Consider the following 21873-nt stretch of genomic DNA (forward strand, 5'->3'; position numbering starts at 1 on the left):
CGAAAACTAGTTTCTGCTCTGCGCGTCATGATCGAGCAATAAACCACTCTTCCTTAGTAGGTGACACCTTTTCATGCCGGAACGTGGCATGAGGACCGGGTGAAACCAGAACTCGGTTCACAAACTAAGGAGTTAGGCGCATGATCACGCAGAGCAGGCACCGCAGGTTGGCAGCATTCCTACTGTTGATAATGGGGGTGCCCTTGCTGTTCGCCGGTTTTCTGGCAGGCGCAGGCAGTGCTTCAGCGGACGTGATTCCGTCAGCGATTACATCCATCAACACCACGGCAAGGACCGTCAGCCAATGGAACTTGGTTAATTTCACGTGTTCTTGGGCGGTTCCGAACAACTCCAAAGCTGGCGACACCTTCACCATGCAGCTGCCCGCGCAGCTGGCGTGGTGGGGTGCCAAGAGCTTTGATCTCACCAACACAAATGGTGATGTGGTGGCCACGGCCCAAGTCAACGATGCCGGACTTGTCGTGTTCACCCTGACGGACTTCGTCACCACTCACCCGCTTGATATTTCAGGCACCTGCGCATTTTCCACTCAGTATGTGGCAGCCCAGACGGCTCCCGGCGAAGAGACATTGGTCTTTCCCGTCGGGTCCACGGAAGTAAGGGTTCCAATTATTGACAACGGTCCGTGCACTCAAAACTGCACGGGTGTTCCGCCCACGGAAGCGGTCAAATACATGTGGTGGGTGGACGGCACACAGACCAAGCTCCAGTCTCAGATCATCACCCCCATGACCACAGAAGACCTCAACAGCCTCACCATCACGGATACGCCAGCCAACGGCCTGGCTCTGGACTGTGCTAGCGAGTACGTTGTGGTGGGGACCACGATCGGTGCCAACGGGACCATCACTGACCCGACAGACAAGTACCCCGCAACCAGCGTCGCTTGCTCCCCCACCGGACTTACCGTCATTTGGGAGGGGGCGCAGGAACTCCCCAAGGGCATGTACGTCCAGTTGTTCGTGCAAGCTACTCCAAGCAACACAAATCTGGGTAGCTACAGCAATAACGGGGTCGTGACCATGAACGGTCACGGATTCCCCGTCGGCGCACAGCAGGATTACACCACAGCCGGTGGAACCGGCAACGGCACGGCTACGACGGCGCCCACACCCCCGGCGACAACCCCGGCGACAACGCCTGCTACGACGCCGGCGACGACGCCTGCAACAACTCCGGCGACGACGCCTGCTACGACGCCGGCGACAACGCCTGCTACGACGCCGGCGACAACGCCTGCTACGACGCCGGCGACAACGCCTGCTACGACGCCGGCGACGACGCCTGCAACAACTCCGGCGACGACGCCTGCAACAACTCCGGCGACGACGCCTGCTACGACGCCGGCGACAACGCCTGCAGCCTCAGTCGCTGCCGCCGGCGGGCTGGCCTACACAGGCTCTAGCAATAGCTCCTTGATTTTCGGAGCAGGGATCTTGCTGATCCTTGGAGCTGTCGTAATTGGCGTCGCCCGTGGGCGTGCCCGCCAACACTAGTCTCTAACAGCGCCGCACGCTCGTCATGCGACCAGGAACATCAAAGGGGCAGGTGGCTCGTCAAGGCGAGCCACCTGCCCCTTTGATGTTCCCGCCATGCGCTCACTGAAGCATGGGCAGAGCAGTAACCGGCAAGGGCCTCGCTTTACTGGGGCGGATTGGCCAGATAGGCGCGGAACTCGTCCCAGCTGTTTTTGCAGGCATGCGCCAGATGCGCTGTCCATGCCGAGTCTTCCTCCGGCCATCCCGTGCCAGGTTGCTGAAGTGCGGCAGTCGCCGCCTCGCCCAGCAAGAATTCGCGCAGGAACTCCGCCTGCACAGCGCCCACTGCCAGCTGGCTGGTGTCGACGGCCCTTCGGAAGGTGGAATCGGTCAGGGAACGGAATTGCGCCCCTGCCGCGATAATCTCCTGGCTACCCAGATAGGGCTTGTTAAGTGCCACTGCAGCAGGGTCCTCCGTGTTGAAGCCGACCCGGTGGCAATCGGCAAGGATTCGGAGCATTTCCGGGTCCATTGTGACTACTTCGTCGCCGCGACGCTCACCGTTCCCGTCTCCTCGGTTCGACAATGCGACCACGGCTGGGAGCCTATCCGGCTCGGCACGTTCCACATTGACGGCACCATCCCTGGTGGTGGTGTGGTTCATGGTGTCGTGGAATGACAAGGAAACGACGTGCCCGGGCTGCCCCGTCGCCGTGATTCGTGCCGTGGCCGACTCCAGCAACGCGTCCCGCAGTTCATCTCTGGTCTTTTCATAGACTTCCAAACCGCGACTGGCAACGTCGGCAAAGGCTGCCACCATTCGATTCAGCTCGGCGTCCGTTTCGGGAACCTTGAGCAAAGGATAAAAAGAAAAGGTAACTGGACGAATGGTGTCAACGCCGCTCAAATCCACCCGGTTCCAGGTGCCCGCTGCACGGACCCGGGCAAAGGCCTCTCGCAGTTGTGCACCCAGGTCCTCTGGTTTGGCACGGTTAGGGTCCCGCAGGAGCCGAGGGTGGGGATTTTGTACATAGAGAATCCGGCTGTCCACTTCGGCCCACGCTTGGCAGATGGGGCCAGTGGTTCTGTCGCTGTAGTCGAATTGCAGCCTGTGCGTAAACTCCGGTGCCAAGAATTCGGCGAGTTCTTCGGGAATGGCATCGCCGGAGTGCGGGCAGGAAACCACCAGATCTGCTTCGTTGATGGCCTCGGCAAGCGTTCGTCCTGCGTCTTTGCCCTGATAGTAGGTGATGTCGTCGGCACTAAATGAAGTGCCAGCGGGAATCAGCACGGGGGAGCCAGGGCCGTTGGATATTTGGGAAAGGGGCATGGGTGACCGGACCTCTCTAAGATGCTCAGCAAAGTGTCTTGAGCCTACCTGCGCGAGGGGATGCTGAGAAGCGTTTGGTTCGTTCCCAGATGACTGTGCCAAGCTAGCACCGTGGCAGGAACTTATGAGCGAATCGTTGGGCGGTGGGCCTGTGTCCCGGCGCACACCCATTAAAGGCATCAGCGACATTGCCCCGGAGGCGGTCATGCTGGCCGGTGCTGGCCGGGCAATCCTCTTGCAGCTGGCCAATCCCGGAGTGGGTTACGGTGTTGCACAGCACTCCAACTTTGCGCAGGAACCACTCAAGCGGCTCCATGGGACGCTCAGCTACATTTATGCGCTGACCAATGGGACCCCAGAGCAGCAGAAGCTGGTTAGGATCCGGGTTCAGCGCGCGCACCGGCCCGTCAAAGGACAACAGTCCGAGGCCCATCCTGACTACTCGGCCAGTGATCCCAGGCTTCAGCTGTGGGTAGCGGCCACGCTCTACGATTCCGGGATGCAAAGCTACTGCGCGTTGTTCCCGGAACTGGAGACGGAAGTGGCCGACACCGTTTACCGCGACTACAGCGTACTTGGTACTGCACTGGGCATGCCTGCCGGGCTCTGGCCGGCCACCCGCGCCGATTTTGACGAGTATTGGGATTCCCAGCTGGGCCAATTGCGGGTCGATGACACCATCAAGGCAGTGGCACGTGAATTGCTGGCAGCCAAGCATGCACCCTTATGGGTGAAGGCCGTCATGCCGCTGGCCCGGTTCCTGACGGTGGGGCTCCTTCCTGCGGAGGTCCGTGAGATGTACGGCTTCAAATGGTCCGCCCAACAGGAGAAAAAGCTCACCGCAACTTTCAAGCTCGCCGCGGTCCTGGTTCGGATCGCGCCCGTTTTTATCCGTCACGCCCCGATGCACTTTTATCTCAAACGCTTACGCTGACATGTTGAGCAACTAGCCGGGACGTCGGCCAATCGCCTGCGACTGCGCTGCTCGCGACGCGGGACTCGGCGGCCTCCACAAAAGGCCTTCACGGCCCGGGTTCACGGTGCCGCGTACCGGATCACCCAGTCAACCAACGGACGCAACTGCTCCCATCGGGCAGCAACCTCGCTGGCGGCCCTTGAAGTTTCAAGCCAATCCGGACTCCCTGGCAGCACTGCAGCGCTAAGCGTCTTATGTTTGAGGAGTTCGGCACGGGTGTGGTCTTTGGGGAATCCGCGTGGAACGGTTTTTAGTCTTTCGCCCTCTATGAGGAACCCCGCGGCGGACAGATCGCGAACTATTCTTTCAAGCGAGCCCCCACTGACAGGAGCATCCACAGCAGATCTGAATCTGGCCAGTTGAGCAGGGGAATGAGAATGGTAGCCGCCGCCGATGAGTAGACCGTCTGCGCTGATCTGGAGGTAGAAGCCTACGCCCTCATAGTTGGAGACAAAGGCGCCCTGGGCGGTCTTATAGGGCGATTTGTCGGGGGAAAACCGGACGTCACGGTTCGGCCTGAAGAGCTTTGCAGGCCCGAAAATCGGTTCAAGTTCCCCCAGAAGATTCTCCAGCGGACCCTTCACAAGCAGAAGATACTGCTCCTTGTGAGCCAGCCACCACTCACGATTGTTGTTTTGTTCGAGTTCGGCATAAAACTCGCAGGCTGCTGTTGGAATGCCGACCGTTGTGTCCATAGCAAGGAGCCTACGGATTCCCGGGGGCCGGCACTAGGTGTGCCGCCAAGGATGTGGCCAGGGGTGCCGGTAGCCACCCCTGTGCAGGGGACTCGCCCAAGCAAACTACTTTACTGGACTCAGTCCAGAAAACGTGCGAGAGTGGGGTTATGGACGAATTGCAGAATCCCGAGGAGATGTTGCGAGCAGCCGCGCTGCGCGTGACGGCCCCGCGGGTTGCTGTCCTGGAAGCGGTCCGAGCACACCCACATGCCGATGCCGACACCATTATTGGTGCGGTAAGAGAAGAACTTGGCAGCGTCTCGAAACAAGCGGTCTATGACGTCTTGGCGGCGCTCAGCGAAGCCCGACTAGTGCGCCGGATCGAGCCCTCAGGTTCGCCGGCACGCTTCGAGGCACGTGTGGGCGACAACCATCACCATGTGATCTGCCGCAGCTGTGGTGAGATCGCCGACGTCGACTGCGCTGTGGGCGAAGCGCCCTGTTTGCATGCCTCCAATGACCATGGCTTCATCATCGATGAGGCCGAGGTCATCTACTGGGGCATATGCCCGAACTGCACCACCAGCAATCTTCGCCACTGAACAAGATCCAACCCTCACTAGGAGCGATAAGTAAAGATGACTGTCGAAAACACCTCCCCACTGACCACGGCCGCAGGCGCGCCCGTTGCCAACAACCAGGACAGCCTCACGGCAGGTCCGCGCGGGCCGATGCTGCTGCAGGACGTTTGGTTCCTTGAGAAGCTGGCCCACTTCAGCCGCGAGGTCATCCCCGAGCGTCGCATGCACGCCAAGGGCTCCGGTGCGTTCGGTACCTTCACGGTCACCAACGACATCTCCAAGTACACCAAGGCTGACATCTTCTCCGAGGTTGGCAAGAAGACCGAAATGTTTGCCCGCTTCTCCACAGTTGCCGGTGAGCGCGGCGCTGCCGACGCCGAGCGTGACATCCGCGGCTTCGCCCTGAAGTTCTACACCGAAGAGGGCAACTGGGATCTGGTTGGCAACAACACCCCCGTGTTCTTCTTCCGTGACCCGTTGAAGTTCCCGGACCTGAACCGCGCCGTCAAGCGTGACCCGCGCACCAACATGCGCAGCGCCGAGAACAACTGGGACTTCTGGACCAACCTGCCCGAGTCCCTCCACCAGGTCACGATCGTCATGTCAGATCGCGGCATCCCGGCCAGCTACCGCCACATGCACGGCTTCGGCTCACACACCTTCTCCCTGATCAATGCCGCGGGCGAGCGCTTCTGGGTCAAGTTCCACCACCGCACCCAGCAGGGCATCAAGAACCTGACCGACGCCGAGGCCGGCGCACTCGTTGCTGCAGACCGTGAGTCCAGCCAGCGCGATCTGTTCGACTCGATCGAGAACGGTGACTTCCCGAAGTGGAAGCTCATGGTCCAGATCATGCCCGAAGCGGACGCCGAGACTTACAAGTACCACCCGTTCGACCTCACCAAGGTCTGGTCCAAGAAGGACTACCCGCTGATCGAGGTTGGCGAGTGGGAACTGAACCGCAACGCCGAGAACTACCACGCTGATGTTGAGCAGGCTGCTTTCGCACCGGCCAACGTTGTTCCGGGCATCAGCTTCTCCCCGGACCGCATGCTCCAGGGCCGTCTGTTCTCCTACGGCGACGCCCAGCGCTACCGTGTCGGTGTGAACCACCACCAGATCCCGGTCAACGCACCCAAGAACGCCGTCAACACCTACCACCGCGATGGTCAGGGCCGCGTTGATGGCAACCAGGGCCGCACGCCCGGCATCGAGCCGAACTCCTACGGTCGCTGGCCCGAGCAGCCCGCCTACGCCGATCCGGCACAGGCCATTGGTGCCACAGCCGACCGCTTCAACTTCCGCGAAGACGATGCCAACTACTTTGAGCAGCCCGGCATCTTGTTCCGCGAGAAGATGAACGACGCCCAGCGCCAGGTGCTCTTCGAGAACACCGCTCGCGCCATCGACGGTGCCTCACAGGCCACGATCGAGCGTCACATCTACAACTGCACCCAGGCAGATCCGGCTTACGGTGCGGGTGTCCGTGCGGCCATCGAAGCCCACCAGGCGTCCAAGGCCTAGTTCGCACGCCCTCCCAAGACGGAGCCGCTGGCGCGCCTCCGTCTTGGGTCCCTCGGGCGCGTGGGCCCAGCCAGGAACGACGGCGGCGCTCACCTTTCGCTTTTCAGCGGACGGTGAGTGCCGCCGTCGTTTTTTGATACGGCGTTGGCGGAAAGCGCGCCAAAAGTGATACGGCGTCGCTCAGAAGCGCGCCAAAAGTGATACGGCGTCGCTCAGAAGCGCGCCAAAAGTGATACGGCGTCAGCCGAGGAGGTGCTCGCGGCCAAACATGGCCGCCGTGGCCCGGGCGGAGGGTGTCCCTGCGTCAAGGTCCGCGCCAGCGGCCACCAAAAGGGCCACCACGGCGTCCTCGCCCTTGAATAGAGCCCCTGCGATGGGGGACTGACCCCGGGAATTGCAGGTGTCTGGGTTGGCTCCGCGGCCCAGCAGCATGGACACCGTCCCGGCCTGTCCCCGGTACGCAGCCAGCATCAACAGCGTGTTGCCGTCGGCGTCCTGGACGTCCACTGCCAGCCCGTGGTTAAGGAATTCTGCCAACTCTTCCGCCTTGCCGTCGCGGGCCAGATCCATGGCAAGGGCGGTGACCTGGGCGCTCTGGTCGTCGTTCAAGGATGCGTTTGAAGTCATTCCTCCACAGTAGGCGATGTGCCCTGTGAAAGAGCGGGCGCTGGCAAAACCGCGCCTGGACTAGGCTAGGGCAGTGCCAAGAATCCTCGCCGACATAACCCCGCTCCGTGAAAGTCCGGCGTTTAGGCGGCTCTGGATTGGCAACGGGCTCTCCTCCATTGGCACCCAGCTGACGGTGGTGGCCGTGAGCCTGGAGATTTACGACCTCACCGGGTCCACGCTGTCAGTGGGCATGCTGGGCTTGGTGGCCCTGATTCCGCTGGTGTTTGCGGGACTGTATGGCGGTTCCATCGCAGACGCCCACGACCGCCGGAAGGTGGCCCTGTACTCCTCCACGGTGCTTTGGTTGGTGACCATTTGCATTGCGTTACAGGCGTGGCTTGGCCTGGGAAATATTTGGATTCTGTACGGCCTGATCGCTGTGCAATCCGCGGCGGCAGGGGTGAATGGCTCGGCGCGCAGTGCCATTGTGCCGCGGCTGGTGCGCCCTGCCCTGCTGCCGTCGGCGAACGCGTTGAGCATGATTGTCATGGGTTTGGGCACCACCATTGGGCCCTTGATGGCCGGGATCTTGGTGGCCAACGTTGGCTACGGGTGGACGTACACAGTGGATGTGCTGACGTTCACGGCGTCGTTGTGGGCGCTGTTCAAGCTCCCGCCACTCCCGCCTCTGGCCCGGGAAGGTGGCGGAGAGGTGCAGCGGGCGGGCCTGAAATCGGTGCTCGAGGGATTCGCGTTCCTGGGCTCCCGAAAGAACCTGCGCATGACGTTCCTGGTGGACATGTGCGCCATGGTGTTCGCCCTTCCCCGTGCGCTGCTCCCGGCGATTGGTGCCGTGTGGCTGGGCGGCGGTGAGCAGACGGCTGGCATCTTGCTGGCCTCCATTGCGGCCGGATCCTTCCTGGCCGCCCTGTTCTCCGGCCCCTTGGGTGGTGTGCGACGCCAAGGCCTGGCAGTGGTGTGGTCCATCACGCTGTGGGGTGCTGCCATTGTTGGACTGGGCGGGACCGTTTTGGCCGGTGGACACACGCACGACGGCGTGACCTCGCCCTGGTTGGTGGGTGCCGTTGCGGCCCTGGTAGTGGCCGGGGTGGCCGACACCATCAGCTCCGTTTTCCGCTCCACCATTTTGCAGTCAGCCACCCCCGACCACCTCCGTGGGCGGTTGCAGGGGATCTTCGTGGTGGTGGTGACCGGTGGTCCGCGCCTAGGGGACGTATTTTCCGGATCTATGGGCCAATGGCGCGGTGAAGGATGGGCGGCGGTGATTGGCGGTCTGCTCTGCATTGCCGCCGTGTGGGGGCTGGCGCTGTGGCAGCGGGGCTTCCTGCGCTATGACGCACGCCATCCGGAGCCGTAGGCTGGGAACAACGGTCCGGACCGGTGCGTTTAAGTTGCTACAAGAATTAAGTGAAAGGATCCGTTATGCGAAGCCACTTCAACGGACTCAAAACAGCCGCGCTCTTTGGTGTTTTGTGGGCCGTATTGCTAGGCATTGGTGCCATCATTTCCGCCGGGACCAATAGCGCAGCACCGTTGTGGATCTTCGCGCTCATTGGTGTTGGCACCACGGCCTACGGCTACTGGAACAGCGACAAGATCGCCATCAGATCCATGCAAGCCTATCCGGTTACGGAGCAGCAGGCCCCCGCCATTTACCAGATTGTGCGCGAGCTTTCGGTCAAGGCCAACCAGCCCATGCCCGCCATCTACATTTCCCCCACACAGGCTCCGAACGCCTTTGCCACCGGCCGTAATCCAAAGAATGCGGCGGTTTGCTGCACCGAGGGAATTTTGAACATCCTCGATGAGCGCGAGCTGCGGGGCGTGCTGGGTCACGAGCTGATGCATGTTTACAACCGCGACATCCTCACCTCATCGGTTGCTGCTGCCGTGGCCGGCGTCATCACCTCCGTGGCGCAGATGATGATGTTCTTTGGCGGTGGGGATCGTAGGAACGCCAACCCGCTGGCGATGATTGCCATGGCCATCTTTGCCCCCATGGCAGCCTCCATGATCCAGCTGGCCATTAGCCGCACCCGCGAGTTCGACGCCGACGAGGACGGTGCCAAGCTCACCGATGACCCGCTGGCTCTGGCTTCGGCACTGCGCAAACTGGAACTCGGCGTCCAACGGGCGCCACTGCCGCAGGAACAGAACCTGGTTAACGCGAGCCACATGATGATCGCCAACCCATTCGCCAACGGTGGGGCCAAGAAACTGTTCTCTACCCACCCGCCCATGAACGAGCGGATTGCCCGGTTGGAGAAGATGGCAGGGCGCCCGTTGGGGCAGTGACTCTACGCGAAGCCAGCCAGGATAAGTGCCGCGTGAGAAAGCGTTTCGTTATCCGTGGTGGCGTGAGCTGAGAGCCTGATCCGCTGTGAGCCGTGGAGCGTTGCCGAGATTCCGGCCAGGGCCAAGGCCGTGTGAGCCTCGGCGGCATTTCCGGTGGGGAATCCGGCCACCACAATCCCCGCGCGCTGGCTGGCTTCCAGGGGAGAAAGAATGTCCACCCCAGCGCCCTCCAATTTCTCGATAAGAACCCCGGTGGTTGCCGCGATGGAGGCGGCAATAGCGTCGATGCCGGCCTCCTCAATCAGCTCTAGTGCACTGGCAAACGCGCCCGTGGCAAAGGGGGAGAGATTTGAGACGTTAAATTTCAGCGCGTCCCGACGGGGTTCGTGGGGGAGGCCGTCATAGCTGGTGGGATTCTCCACCCCCGTCCAGCTGCCCAGGACGGGCTTGATGCGCTCCAGGCCGGCGTCAGAGAAGGCCATGGCTCCCGCGCCCCACCCGCCACGTACCCATTTTTGGCTTCCCACGGCTACGGCGTCGGCCATGCTCCAGTCCTGGTCGACCGCCGCGAAACCCTGAATCCCGTCAACTAGCAGCAGACGGTGCGGCCCCATCACGTCCCTGATGCCCGCCAAGTCGGCACGGTAGCCCGTCTGAAAGTCGACGGCGCTCACGGCCACGGCGGTGATCTCCTGTGTCAGCGACGCGGCCACCAGTTCCGGGGTGACCATTTTGCGGGCACCGCCCATGAAGGCAACCTCACCAACCCCGGCCTGCTGCGCCCGCAACCACGGGTACACGTTGGCCGGAAACTCCCCGGCGCTGACCAGAACCTTGCCGCCCACCCCAAACGCCAATTGCATGAGGCCGTAGGCGGTGGCTGGCAGCAGGGTCACGTTATCAAGATCAAAGCCAACCAGCCGGGCAAAGGCCGCCCTCGCGCGGAGGTCCTCGGCATGCAGCTTGTCGGCGGTGCCCACCGCGCCGGCGGCAGCGTCGGCCATTAGCTGGGCGGATGTCGCAAGCACATCGCGAGACGGCGGACCGTAGCTGGCGAAATTCAGGTAGCCGGGCTGTTCACTGAACTGTGCCAGGTAGCTTGCGGGAAGTGTTGTGGCTTGCGGCATGAGGTGGTCCTGACGGTGTGCACTGGAGGGTGGGCATCCGGACCCGGCGCTGGTGCCGATTTCCGACTGCACAAAACGTTATCGCATTCGCCGCCGCCACAACTGGTTGACCCGCCAAATGCACACTGGTGGGGACCTACACGCAAACCGTCAGGGGAGTAGTACAGAATGGGGGTATGCGATTGATCTTGATTCGACACGGCCAGACACCCAACAACATCCTGAACCTCTTGGACACTGCGGTTCCTGGCCCCGGGCTGACGAAACTCGGGGAGGACCAGGCGGCCGCGGTTCCGGATGCTTTGCGCGAGGAGCAGATTCAGGCGATCTACGTCTCCAACCTGACCAGAACTGCCCTGACGGCGCAGCCACTTGCCCGCGATCGTGGACTGACGCCGATCATGCGCGAGGGCCTGCGGGAGATCAGCGCCGGATCGTTGGAGATGAAGGGCGACATGGAATCGGTCATGGCATACATGACAACCATGAAGTCCTGGCTGACGGGTGATCTCGCTGTTCGCATGCCTGGCGCGGACACCGGATTTGATGTCCTGGACCGTTTTGATGCTGTGGTTCGTGAAGCCGCCACCGCGTACCCGGACGGCACGGTGGCCATGGTCAGCCACGGTGCGATGATCAGGTTCTGGGCCGGGCATCGCTCAGAAAACATCGACTGGTCGGACCCCACCTACCATGAACTCTCCAACACCGGCATTGTTGTCCTCGAGGGTGAACCCGGCGACGGCTCCGCCCGCGGGGGCTGGCACATTGAATCCTGGCAGGGTTCACCGGCTGGTGGCGTGGGCGGCGTCGACTTTGATGGTCCGACGGCGGAACTCGCCGCAAAGGCATTCCACACCGACCATGCCGAAGGATAAAGGCGGGCAAGTAACAACAGGCGCCGGGACGCGATCGGGCGGGCATGCCCTCGAGACCTTCGTGGCCCAGACGCCTTTTAGCACTGTCAACCTTTGGCGGATGAAGAAGCTCAGCTGGGTGTGGCTGGCCACCGCTGCGGTCTGTATCGCCTTGCTGGCCGTGGGTGCCCCGCTGAACATGAGCCTGTATCAAATGGTGCTCCCGTTCGGTTTGGGCATGGCGATCTTGCATTCGGCATCGCTGGGTTTGACGGCGGCCAGGCCAGTGGCTGGTGTGCTGGTTTCCCTGATTCCGCTGATGATCATGCCGCTGGTGTCCAACCCCGTGGGCGCGGCGCCCATGCCGTTCAGCGTGGTGGCCATGGTCACCCAGGTCTTGGTGGTGTGTGTGGCAGGGCTGCGCAGCCACTGGATGGTTGCTGCCGCAGCCTGGCTCATGAGCGTGGGCGTCGGGGTCACTGCCAACTACTTGGCCATGCCCGAGGGCCAGTCTCAGGGCGCACAAATAAACGTTGTCATCTTCGCGGCCGTGTCCGGAGGGCTCATGGTGGCCGCCGTGGTGGCCCAGCAGTGGCAGCATCTGCGTACCGAGTTGGCCGCCGAAAGGACTCTCAGCGCCGACGAGCAGTCCCGGCGTCGACTGGCCGAGGAGCGGACACGGATTGCCCGCGAACTCCACGATGTGGTGGCCCACGGCATGTCGGTGGTGGTGGTTCAGGCGACGACGGCCGCCTACAGGCATGCGGGGCTCAGCGACGAGCTCAAACAGGAGTTCGATGACATTGCGGCGAATTCCCGGCGGGCCATGACGGAAATGCGCAGCATGCTCGGATCCTTGCGCAGCGCCGGTGACGGACGCGAGATGGGCCCCCAGCCGGGGTTCAACGATTTGCCCGGGTTGCTATCCTCCGCACGCACGGCGGGAGTTCAGGTCGACGAGCCGGACCTGTCCGGCGTCGACCTTGACCGCGTGGGCGAGGTCATCGCTTTGACGGCGTACAGAATTGTGCAGGAGGCACTTAGCAACGTGATTCGGCATGCGCCAGGAGCCGAGGTGGCCATCACCTTCAACAGCAACGGTGAGCGGCTGGAACTTTCCGTGGTCAATACGCCGTCGGCCGTTGGTGCCGTCATGGCCCAGCTGGACCGTGGCTCCCATGTGGGGCAGGGACTGATGGGAATGAGGGAACGGGCAGCCATCGTGGGCGGCTCGGTCTTTTGCACCCCGACGCCGCAGGGCGGGTTCTCCGTGGTTGCCACCTTGCCGCTCATTGCCGCAAACAAAACCAATCCTGGAAAGCGATAACGTGAGTATTCGAGTTTTAGTGGTCGATGACCAGGCCATGGTGCGCGAAGGATTTGCCGCGCTCCTGGGGGCGCAGGTCGACATTGAGATTGTGGGGCAGGCCGAGGATGGCGCCCGGGCCGTGGAAATGGCGGCCGAGCACCGCCCGGACGTGGTGCTCATGGATGTCCGCATGCCGGTGATGGACGGGCTGGAAGCCGCCAGAATTATCTTGGCGGACACTCCCGAGGCCGGCCAGTCCGTGCCCCACGTGTTGATGCTGACAACCTTCGATGTGGACGACTACGTGTACGACGCATTGAAGATTGGAGCCAGCGGATTCCTACTCAAGGATGCGCTCGCCGACGAGCTGGTGGCCGCCGTGCGCATCGTGGCTGCGGGCGATGCCCTGCTAGCGCCGTCGGTGACCAAAAGGCTCATTGAACAATTTGCCCAATCCGGCCCTCGCCCGGCGCGCTCCCGCGAAAAGCTTGACGGTTTGACCGAACGTGAGCGCGAGGTCATGACTTTGGTGGGCAGGGGGTTCTCCAACCACGAGATTGCCGCGGACCTCTTTATCGCTGAACAAACGGTCAAGACTCACGTCAGCAAGATTCTGGCCAAGCTGGGCCTGCGGGACAGGGTTCAAATGGTGGTGCTGGCCTACGATACCGGGTTGGTTGAACCCGGCGGCTAGAGCCGGCCGTGCCGTGGTGGCGGTTGCTACTTTTTGTTGGCTTTTCTTCGCAGGGCCAGCAGCAATCCCGCTGGGACCTTAGGATTGGCTACGGTCACGGCAAATTGTTTGCCGTTCGTGGTGGTGACGATGAGGCCGGGGCCCGCGCCCATGATGATCGCCGACCTCCCCGGCATCACCCGATAACCCCAGCCTCCCCACTCGGTGGGCCGCAGTTGGGCAACCTCCACCGAGGCAATGTTGTCCAAAGGGATTCGTTTAAGCGGGATCCTGCCCAGGGCCGAGATCACGCGCAGCCCTCGCCAGTCCACCGTAACTTGCAGCCGGGCCATGAGGATCACGAGGACCGTGACTGCAAGCATCGTCGCTATGCCAAACGCTGCCGATTTTCCGTTACCGCCTGCCACTTCGGGAGCAAAAAGGACGGCCGTGAGGATGAGCATGCCCGCAGGAATCAGCATCAATGTCTTGGACGTGATGGTGCTCGACCAGGCTCCAGTCTCCTGGGGTCCCAGCGCTATACCGCCGGTGTATTCATGGGTTATGAAGGACGGCTTGGGTGCAATGAAGTAAGGAATTGCGCCAAAAAGCAGCGATGCGGGCAGTGCCAGCTGCCACCATCCCAGCACAACGCCATGCGTGCCTCCTGCCTGCATGGTCAAACTGGCGGACAGCAGCCAGGCCACGGCCCCTATGCCAGCAATGGCACCACAGGCAGCCAGAACTCCGCGCAACACTACCGCACTGACCCCGCGCCAGACGGCGGTCACAATGCTGCCCACTGCCGGTATGCCCGTCAGGGACAGCGAAAGCATCAACATGCTGGTGGTCTTCATTGTCCCGTCCGCGGGGCCATTGCCCGACCAGTGCGAGGCAAGCTCCGCCGGGAGCTTGTCCTGCCAGAGGAACCAGGATGCCAGAACCGCGATTAGCGGCAGCAGCACAGTCAATCCGGCGACGACACCCCGGGCCGTGGTAGTGGTTGCTGGTGTTTCCGTCATGCGTTTTCAACTCTCCCAATCAATCGCACAATATCTTGCCCGGACATGCCCAGCTTGCGCGCTTCGTCCATTAATTGCGTGGCTAGTTCGGTCACCCTGATCAACCCCGGACCGGCCTCCTGGCGGATAAAGGCACCACGCCCCTGACGCATCTCAATGACACCTTCATCACGCAACTGCGCATAGGCGCGCAGCACCGTGTGCATGTTGATCTGGAGCCCCTTTGCCAGGTCCCTCGCAGGAGGTAGACGCTCGCCAGGTGCCAGGGTGTCATCGACGACGCCGGCCCGTATCTGAACCGCGATCTGATCGGCAAGGGAGAGCGCCGACGTCGCATCAACACGAAATAGCATGTTTGTAATGATAGTAGAACAATGCGGTCGCCAACAAGGCGGAAGGGCGAGGCCAGATCCGGGTGGTTCTGTCAACTTGGTCACAGTAATCGCAAGTGAAAACAACGGTGATACTTTTCATTTCGAGTTGTTCGCGGGGGACCGGATGGCGTGGGGCGGCACCATTGCGCCTCGGTTAGATCCCATGTCCTATGTGAGGCTCGCGCTTTGAAGCCACACGTCACTTGCACTGCTGCCTTCAGCCCAACGTCGTCCTTCGGTGATGACGTATGCCAACGGTGGCCCCACTTTGCTAAGGAACTCCATGAACAGACCCATGCGCAGACCCGGGCGACGATCCTACCAACGGGTCATTTCCGGCACAGTCTTGTCCCTCGCAGTCGCGGCAAGCGCCTTAGGGACCGTCCCCGCTGTTGCCGCTCCTGCCATCCCCGCCACGGCATCGGCCGCTGTATTGGCAGCCGGTACCGCAACCATAGACCTGGAAGGTGTCAGCGTCACTGGACAGCTGGCGGACGTTGCCCGCGACGTGTTGCTGAGGCCCTACGTAGCTGGGGAAAAGGTGAAGTACACCTTCACTGTCAGCAATCGCCGGACCGAAACTGTCACGGTGTTGCCAACTTCCGGCCCATTCAAGCCCTTCGTCCCGGCAGACGGCGGAGGAAATTGCCGCTTCGTCAACCTCAAACCGGGTGCCAGCTACAACTGCACCACTACCAGCCACACTGTGACCCCGGCCGAGATTGACGCAGGCAGCTTCGCAACGGCCAGCGAATGGCAGGTGGGAGCAGTCACCAAGACCCTGGCGACTCCGCCGGTGACAGTGCGAGCGAACGTCGCCACCGACGTCGGGCAGGTCCGCATCTCCGGCACTCCTGCGGTGCCGCAACGAGACACCACAACCGCCCCCTACGCAGTTGGTGAGGCACTGCCCTACTCCTTCACCGTCACCAACACCGGAGCCGGCGCAGTGGATGTTGCCCCAACAGCGGGCAGCTTTGCCCCATTCCTGCCGGCTGACGGCCCAGGAAACTGCTCCTACACGGGTCTAGCACCCGGTGCCAGCTACACCTGCGCGACGGCTCGGCACGCCGTGACTCGAGAGGAACTCGATCGCGGCTTCATGGTTCCGGTCACGAACTGGACTGCGGGAACGCAGAGCGCATCGGTGACCACGGATGCGCTCAAGCTCGGGACCCCGCTGGCGGACCCTAATAACGCGTACCTGGCGGAGCCGGGCAAGGACCGCGGGCTGGGCTTCCACGACGTCACCAAGGACGGAACTCCCCGGGACATCCGCAATGACCTCGCCACTGGCCCGCTGAGCGGGATGGTGGAATTTGCGCAAAGCCACACGATCGACCCGGCTGGCAACGGGGTCAAGGAGATGCCGAACCTGGTAGCTGCGAGGGCGGCGCTACTGCTTTTCACGCCCACCCAGGAGACAACGGGAGTGAGCGTACGCGTCACCGTCAAGGGCGTAGACAAGGGAACCCTGGCACTGAAACCGCCCGCCGAACTGGCACAAACCGACGCCAAGTACACGGGTGCACGCCCCGCCGTCGTATATTCCAAGCGCGCCTGGAGCATTGACTTGCCCTGGGACTCCGTGATGCCCGGGCTGGAGCTTGCCTTCACCGACAGCGCCGGGGCCGCCGGAACGCTGCCTGCGACGGCAATCACCATTGGCGCTCCCACCGAGATGGTGGTCAACAACATTGAGCTGGGCATGCTCACCACCCCCAATATGAACGGGGACCACTATTTCATCAACAACCCGGCAGCGTCGGCGTCGGACTACTTCCAGACCATCCCCGTGTCCAAACTGATCATGGCCAAATATGAGTCGGTCCAGCTGAACAAGGTGATTGTGGCCAACGGGAACATCTACACCCCGGAAAACCCGTCCGTCACCAATGGCGATGTCTACTCGGGGGATATGCGCGAAAACGTAGGCAAGGCCCAGGTGTCCACCGGCATTAACCTGGCCAACTTCGGCATCACCTCCGGCCCCATGAACCAGTCCCAGCCCAGCGTCTACAACCAGCGGATCATTCACCACTCCGCAGGCCTCTACGCCAACGGCCGTGCCGAACATGGACTCTCCGGTGGCAACGGCATGGCCACCGTTTACAGCACCAGCGGCAACGAACTCAGCCACGAGCTGGGCCACTCCTACGGGCTGGGACACTACCCGGGACAAAACAGCGCGCTGCCCGGGGACGCGGCCACGATCAACGCCACCCACCACGCCGATTCCGGCTGGGGTTACAACGCATACCGGGGCCTGTTGCGAACCAACTTGAACACCTCCGGGCCCTTCAACGCACAGGGGACCAGCGTCAACGGGTTGCCGTTCTTGCAAAACTTTGCCGGGTCCTACAATTACATGACCGACGCCATGTCCGGCGGCTCGGTGGCCAGCAACGCCTCCAAATTCACGCTGCACACCGGCTACAGCGCAAAACGGATCCAAGACAACTTCAAGACCGTGGTTGCCGATCTGGCCTACCCCAGCGGCTACCGCGACTGGGACGCTGCGACGGGTGGCTTCGTTGACGCCAAGGCCAAGAACGCTGCGTTCAACTACCTGCGCCCGGCCGCCGTGGGCGTGCCCGTGGTGACGTTGCTGGGCGGCTACGTGCCCGCGGATCCGGCCAAGGCGGTGCTCTACCCGTCATTCCGCTCCAACTGGGGCAACAGCTTTGACTACCCGGCGCCTGCTACGGATGGGCCCGCCGCAAGCCGGGTTTGCTGGATGGACGTGAGCTTCCTGGACGGTCGCACCAAGCAATACGCCCTCAGCGGCGGCGTGGCTGGGGTTCCTGCCAGCAACGCCCTGCAGTTCAATATCAATATTGCCGCCTCGGAGAAGCCCACGGGCGCGGATCTATTGTGCAAGAGCAACGGTGCCACCAAGGCCTACGGCAACCATGTCACCATCGCCACCGACCTGGCCCCGATGCCGGATGCCGTGACAGTTGGCCAGGAGGCAGGGTATTCGGCTTTGCAGCAGGCAGAGCTGCCCAAGCTTCAGACCGAGCTCGAATCACTATCCAGTCAGACCATGCCTGTCCTGACCAGTGACGGCGCCATGATGCTGAACACCTGGCGGTCGCAGCTGGGAACCTTAAGCGCCCCCGCACAAGCGATGGTAGCCAAACTGGATGGCCACTCCGCAGCGGCAACGAACGTGGAAAAGTTCCTTTCCTATTACCGGGATTCGCTGTCTACCGCGCCTACCCAGGCCCGCCTGCAGGCCCTGCTCGCCGACGGCAAGCTAGTGAACGCAGGTTCAAAGGTGATTTCCGCTGGAGGTGCGGTTCGCGTGGATGCGAGCAACTCGAATGCCGGTTACTGCCTGAAGCTGTACGCGAACGACGACGGCACCCTGGAAGCCCGCGTCCCGACGCCGGCCACCTCGGGCACCGAATGCACAGGCGCCGCCAACGAGACCTGGTTGATGGATGGTCGCGGTGCCGTCCACAATGGGGCACGGCCGGATCTCTGCCTCACCAGTGCCGATCCGAGCAGGCCCACCCGTTGCGCGGTCACGGATGGACAACAAAAATGGCTGTACCACGCCGACGGGCACCTGAACTCAGTGGCTTCCCCGGGCAAGTCCATGGACTTGAACCGGGCCACCCGGAAGCCCATCCTGTATGGGACCGCCTCAGGGAGCAACCAAAAATGGGTGGGCCTGTCCTACAGTTCCTCGCCTGCTTTGGTGCTGCTTGATGCGGCGGTGCTGAAGAAATTGGGTGAATTGGGGCTCTAGGCATGCCACCCGACGAACAAAAATGCTCCCGCGGCTGGCCAGCGAAACTCGGTGGCCAACCGCGGGAGCATTTTCATTGGGGCAACGCCTTTACGCCGGCGGCTGCATGATTTTAAACATGGCACCCGTGGGGTCGGTCAACCCGGCAAGCCGGCCAAAGGGGGTGTCCGCGGCAGGCTGGATTACGGTGGCGCCGAGGGACAGGGCCGTGGCAACGGCGGCATCGGTGTCGTCCACCTGGAAGTACACCTGCCAGTTGGACGGAACCTGCTCCGGGAGTTCGTTGGCGGCGTCCATGATGCCGGCCAGCGCTTCCTGCCCCTCGCCAAGGGTCGTGTACTTGAAGTCAGGGGTGTCCGCCATGACCGAGGTGTTCCAGCCAAAGACGTCCTCGTAGAACTTCACGGCGGCCGGGTAGTTCTTGCTCCAGAGCTCGTGCCAGTTGGCGGCACCATTGACGGCATGGGCCTGGAAACCCGTGTGGCCACCAAATTCCCAGACGCCAACGGACGCGCCGCCGGGATCGCCCAGCATGGCCATCTTGCCCTGTTCGGGAACGTCCATGGGGGGCATGTAGGTGACGGCACCGGCTGCTGTGGCAGCGGCGACGGTGGCGTCAATGTCCTCCACGCGAAGGTAGGTGGTCCACATATCCGGGTAGCCGGCGTCGTCCTGGCTGCTCTGCATCAGGCCGGCGACGCTCTTCCCGTCCTTAAACGCCATGATGTAGCCGCCGTACGTTTCTTGATCGCCCACCTCATACGACCAGCCAAAGAGGGCGGTGTAGAACTCGCGGGCCTTGGCCGGATCTGAGGTCATCAGGTCAATCCAACAAGGTGCTCCGGCGGGGATTTGCTCAGTGCTCATGAATGCTCCTAAAGGGCGAGGAAAGAGGGAACAAATCAAGAGCATATGCCTGCGCCCGCCACCCCACAAGGGTAACGGGCGCATGCTTGCTGGGAGTTTCCCCAGTATTTGCTTTGGGTCAGCGTGGACTAGCGCATGTTGACGAACTGCAGGTCGGCGTCCTCGAACTTGCGCAAGAGGGCCATGACTTCCTGGAGGTCATCGCGGCTCTTGGAGCTCACCCGGAGCTCGTCGCCCTGGATGGTGGACTTGACGCCCTTGGGGCCTTCGTCGCGGATCAGCTTGTTGATCTTCTTGGCGATGTCCTGGGCGATGCCCTCAACGATTTCTGCCTCGAGGCGGTATTCCTTGCCTGAGGCGTAGGGCTCACCGGCGTCCAGGGACTTCAGCGAGATGCCGCGCTTGATCAGCTTGGATTCGAAGACGTCCATGACAGCCATGACCCGCTCTTCGGAGTTGGCCTTGATCAGGATCTTCTCGCCACTGAAATCGATCTCGGCACCTACGCCCTTGAAGTCGTAGCGCTGGACTACTTCCTTCTGTGCCTGGTGCAGCGCATTGGCGACCTCTTGCTTGTCGACCTTGCTGACGACGTCGAACGTTGACTCACTAGCCATGATTCCTCCACAGACTCAAATATTTGACTGGTTGATTTGAATCTAAGCCTAGCGCCCGAGGGCCCCAAAGCGAGCGAAGCGAGATTAGGGAGGGTGGTAGGCGCTAGCGCCCGAGGGCCCCAAAGTGGGGGCCCACGCCCGCGAGGGGCCCGTCGCGAGCTTGCGAGCGATGGGAGCGGGTGGGGAGAAGCGAGGTTTGGGAGGGTGGTAGGCGCTAGGGAGAAGCGAGGTTAGGGAGGGTGGCAGACGCTGGGGAGAAGCGAGGGGGCCGGGACTTTCTTTATGCGCAACCAGGGGCCGTACGACTGCGCATAGGCGACGGCGGACGGCTCACAGACTGCACTCAGAGTTCATGGGGCGGGAGTACATGTGGCTCCGCGAAGGTTGGAGGAGTTGAGACTACCGCTTCATGGAGGACCGATGAATAGTGTTGAAGGTACCGCAGGCGCACAAGCAAGAGCTGTTGCGAAGCCCCGGCCGGGTGTGAAGACCGCGGTCGGAACGGCCGTTGCGACCGCGGCGTTGGTGGCGGCAACAGTTTTGTCGGGGCCCGTCTTCAGTTCCGATCCTGCGTCGATCCTCGCTTCGCCTGCGAATTCGGCATCGTCGAGGATCGCCGGCGTCCAGGAAGACATGGCCCGGGCTGTGGCATTGCGGCAGGTCACCCCGGAGCAGGCGGCTTTCCTTGAAGCTCAGTTGGTACGGCGGATCCAGTCTGAGGCGTAGGCCGGTTTTTGGCCCCTCGGATACCATTTTTGCCGACTTTGTCAGACAAATTAGCTCTCGATTCGATTCTTGGGCAAATACCTTGTACAGTTTTACTGCTCCCACTTGATGGGAGCGAAACCAGACGCCCTTGTGGGGTTTGGTGGCCATGGCAGATTACCCGAGCGGCCAAAGGGGGCTGACTGTAAATCAGCTGGCAACGCCTTCACTGGTTCGAATCCAGTATCTGCCACCAACGGAAAGTCCGGAACCTCACGGTTCCGGGCTTTCCTGGTTAAGTGGGCGTTTTTCGAAAAGTCCGTCCGAACGGACATGGTTTGCTAGCGAACGGCTAGTTCTGGGCAGCCCGATCGTGGCCGGGGCCTTAAGATTGGGCTATGGAATACCTTGTCCCGTTGCTCATCGTTGTGCTGGTCGTCGTTGTTGTGGCCGTAGTGGCCCGGTTGATGGGGCGAAAGGCCCGTGCGGCGCAGGGTTCCACCGGCACTCAGTCCGCCGAAGGGGCCACTGGGCGGCGTGGGCGTGAAGTTACGCGGGAAATGGCGCAAGAAGCCAGCGCCAAGCTCTCTCCGGAGGCTCATCGGAGCATCTATTCGCTGATCGCCCGCCAGCAGATGCTCAACGCAGTTCAGGAGTACCGCAAAGCCACCAAGTCGGGCCTGGGTGAATCGGCTGCCGCCGTCGCCGCCTTGGCGCAGTTTCCGCAGCCGTCACCGGAACCTGCCGTTCCGGTCGCAACGGAGACACCACTCACTGTTGCGGACATCATTGCTGCGGCGCCAGTGGCAGCGCAGCCGTTAGCTCCCGCCCCCAGCGCCTACAGGTACCGTGCCATTGTCTCCCGCGGCGATGAAGTGCGCGAGGTAGCCAGCACCAGGTTGAATGAGGAGATCTTCGCTCACATTCGAACGCTTGCCCGGAGCGGGGATTACGACGCCGCCGCAAACCTCCTGCGCGACCATGCGGACATCGGTGAAGCGGACGCCAGGGAATTTGTATCCATGATTGGACCTGAAGACTAGGGATTACGCC

20 protein-coding genes and 1 tRNA gene are annotated in these 21873 nt (G+C 62.1%); 13 read left to right on the plus strand and 8 right to left on the minus strand.

The annotated features are described in order from the left end of the window. The first annotated feature begins 140 nt into the window (after positions 1–140). Positions 141–1517, plus strand: coding sequence for an Ig-like domain-containing protein (locus CXQ94_RS22390; protein ID WP_181034030.1), 1377 nt, complete (start codon positions 141–143; stop codon positions 1515–1517). 145 nt (positions 1518–1662) lie between these two features. Here CXQ94_RS22390 and CXQ94_RS01640 read toward each other — a convergent pair whose 3' ends face one another. Then, a complete protein-coding gene (locus tag CXQ94_RS01640) occupies positions 1663–2829 on the minus strand; it encodes an N-formylglutamate amidohydrolase (RefSeq protein WP_104086476.1) in 1167 nt (388 codons plus the stop codon). A 124-nt stretch (positions 2830–2953) separates the two neighbouring features. Here CXQ94_RS01640 and CXQ94_RS01645 point away from each other — a divergent pair, with 124 nt between their 5' ends. Next, positions 2954–3763, plus strand: coding sequence for an oxygenase MpaB family protein (locus CXQ94_RS01645; protein WP_104086477.1), 810 nt, complete (start codon positions 2954–2956; stop codon positions 3761–3763). A gap of 101 nt (positions 3764–3864) precedes the next feature. On the opposite strand, the gene CXQ94_RS01650 is transcribed toward CXQ94_RS01645, so the two are convergent. Continuing rightward, positions 3865–4500, minus strand: a complete 636-nt coding sequence (locus CXQ94_RS01650) for a DUF2461 domain-containing protein (protein WP_104086478.1) — start codon at positions 4498–4500, stop codon at positions 3865–3867. Positions 4501–4649: 149 nt separating this feature from the next. On the opposite strand from CXQ94_RS01650, the gene CXQ94_RS01655 reads away from it, so the two are divergent. Both CXQ94_RS01655 and CXQ94_RS01660 read left to right on the plus strand, forming a co-directional pair. Continuing rightward, a complete protein-coding gene (locus tag CXQ94_RS01655; protein ID WP_181034031.1) occupies positions 4650–5084 on the plus strand; it encodes a Fur family transcriptional regulator in 435 nt (144 codons plus the stop codon). 36 nt (positions 5085–5120) lie between these two features. After that, on the plus strand, positions 5121–6587 hold the full coding sequence (locus tag CXQ94_RS01660; RefSeq protein WP_104086479.1) for a catalase: 1467 nt from the start codon (positions 5121–5123) through the stop codon (positions 6585–6587). 240 nt (positions 6588–6827) lie between these two features. Here the strand turns inward: CXQ94_RS01660 and CXQ94_RS01665 are convergent, their stop codons facing one another. After that, positions 6828–7214, minus strand: a complete 387-nt coding sequence (locus CXQ94_RS01665) for an ankyrin repeat domain-containing protein (protein ID WP_104086480.1) — start codon at positions 7212–7214, stop codon at positions 6828–6830. 73 nt (positions 7215–7287) lie between these two features. Here CXQ94_RS01665 and CXQ94_RS01670 point away from each other — a divergent pair, with 73 nt between their 5' ends. Together CXQ94_RS01670 and htpX are read left to right on the plus strand one after the other, a co-directional pair. Next, positions 7288–8574, plus strand: coding sequence for an MFS transporter (locus tag CXQ94_RS01670; RefSeq protein ID WP_104086481.1), 1287 nt, complete (start codon positions 7288–7290; stop codon positions 8572–8574). Positions 8575–8639: 65 nt separating this feature from the next. Beyond that, on the plus strand, positions 8640–9512 hold the full coding sequence (gene htpX / locus CXQ94_RS01675; protein WP_104086482.1) for a zinc metalloprotease HtpX: 873 nt from the start codon (positions 8640–8642) through the stop codon (positions 9510–9512). Positions 9513–9514: 2 nt separating this feature from the next. Here the strand turns inward: htpX and CXQ94_RS01680 are convergent, their stop codons facing one another. Then, complete coding sequence (locus CXQ94_RS01680; protein WP_104086483.1) at positions 9515–10639, minus strand: aminotransferase class V-fold PLP-dependent enzyme; 1125 nt, start codon at positions 10637–10639, stop codon at positions 9515–9517. Between the two features lie 176 nt (positions 10640–10815). Between CXQ94_RS01680 and CXQ94_RS01685 the strand changes: the two genes are divergently transcribed. Genes CXQ94_RS01685 through CXQ94_RS01695 form a run of 3 tightly spaced genes read left to right on the plus strand, consistent with a single transcriptional unit; the run spans position 10816 to position 13499 of the window. After that, a complete protein-coding gene (locus CXQ94_RS01685; RefSeq protein WP_104086484.1) occupies positions 10816–11517 on the plus strand; it encodes a histidine phosphatase family protein in 702 nt (233 codons plus the stop codon). Continuing rightward, positions 11504–12823 (plus strand): sensor histidine kinase, encoded by a 1320-nt coding sequence (locus CXQ94_RS01690; protein ID WP_181034032.1) that lies wholly within the window; start codon positions 11504–11506, stop codon positions 12821–12823. Before CXQ94_RS01685 ends, CXQ94_RS01690 begins: the two co-directional genes overlap by 14 nt. A gap of 1 nt (position 12824) precedes the next feature. After that, entirely contained in the window at positions 12825–13499 is a 675-nt protein-coding gene (locus CXQ94_RS01695) for a response regulator transcription factor (RefSeq protein WP_104086486.1), read from the plus strand. A gap of 26 nt (positions 13500–13525) precedes the next feature. On the opposite strand, the gene CXQ94_RS01700 is transcribed toward CXQ94_RS01695, so the two are convergent. Both CXQ94_RS01700 and CXQ94_RS01705 read right to left on the minus strand, forming a co-directional pair. Continuing rightward, positions 13526–14500: a DUF1648 domain-containing protein gene (locus CXQ94_RS01700; RefSeq protein ID WP_104086487.1), complete on the minus strand. Its 975-nt coding sequence runs from the start codon at positions 14498–14500 to the stop codon at positions 13526–13528. After that, positions 14497–14853, minus strand: a complete 357-nt coding sequence (locus CXQ94_RS01705; protein ID WP_104086488.1) for a GntR family transcriptional regulator — start codon at positions 14851–14853, stop codon at positions 14497–14499. Before CXQ94_RS01705 ends, CXQ94_RS01700 begins: the two co-directional genes overlap by 4 nt. 304 nt (positions 14854–15157) lie before the next feature. Here CXQ94_RS01705 and CXQ94_RS01710 point away from each other — a divergent pair, with 304 nt between their 5' ends. Next, complete coding sequence (locus CXQ94_RS01710; protein ID WP_181034033.1) at positions 15158–18631, plus strand: M66 family metalloprotease; 3474 nt, start codon at positions 15158–15160, stop codon at positions 18629–18631. 90 nt (positions 18632–18721) lie between these two features. On the opposite strand, the gene CXQ94_RS01715 is transcribed toward CXQ94_RS01710, so the two are convergent. Both CXQ94_RS01715 and CXQ94_RS01720 read right to left on the minus strand, forming a co-directional pair. After that, positions 18722–19498 carry a VOC family protein gene (locus CXQ94_RS01715; RefSeq protein WP_181034034.1) on the minus strand — a complete coding sequence of 259 codons (777 nt, stop codon included), beginning with the start codon at positions 19496–19498 and terminating at the stop codon, positions 18722–18724. 128 nt (positions 19499–19626) lie between these two features. Then, positions 19627–20115 (minus strand): YajQ family cyclic di-GMP-binding protein, encoded by a 489-nt coding sequence (locus tag CXQ94_RS01720; RefSeq protein ID WP_103464955.1) that lies wholly within the window; start codon positions 20113–20115, stop codon positions 19627–19629. A 420-nt stretch (positions 20116–20535) separates the two neighbouring features. On the opposite strand from CXQ94_RS01720, the gene CXQ94_RS01725 reads away from it, so the two are divergent. The 3 genes from CXQ94_RS01725 to CXQ94_RS01735 all read left to right on the plus strand — a co-directional run bounded on the left by CXQ94_RS01725 (position 20536) and on the right by CXQ94_RS01735 (position 21863). Next, the gene (locus tag CXQ94_RS01725) at positions 20536–20841 is read left to right on the plus strand and encodes a hypothetical protein (protein WP_104086490.1); all 306 of its coding nucleotides are present in this window, start codon (positions 20536–20538) and stop codon (positions 20839–20841) included. Positions 20842–20991: 150 nt separating this feature from the next. Next, positions 20992–21076 (plus strand) — tRNA-Tyr (locus CXQ94_RS01730). 142 nt (positions 21077–21218) lie between these two features. Beyond that, positions 21219–21863: a hypothetical protein gene (locus tag CXQ94_RS01735; protein WP_104086491.1), complete on the plus strand. Its 645-nt coding sequence runs from the start codon at positions 21219–21221 to the stop codon at positions 21861–21863. The last annotated feature ends 10 nt before the right edge of the window (positions 21864–21873 follow it).

Source organism: Arthrobacter sp. GMC3 (assembly GCF_002929305.1).
In the GTDB taxonomy this organism is placed as follows: domain Bacteria; phylum Actinomycetota; class Actinomycetes; order Actinomycetales; family Micrococcaceae; genus Specibacter.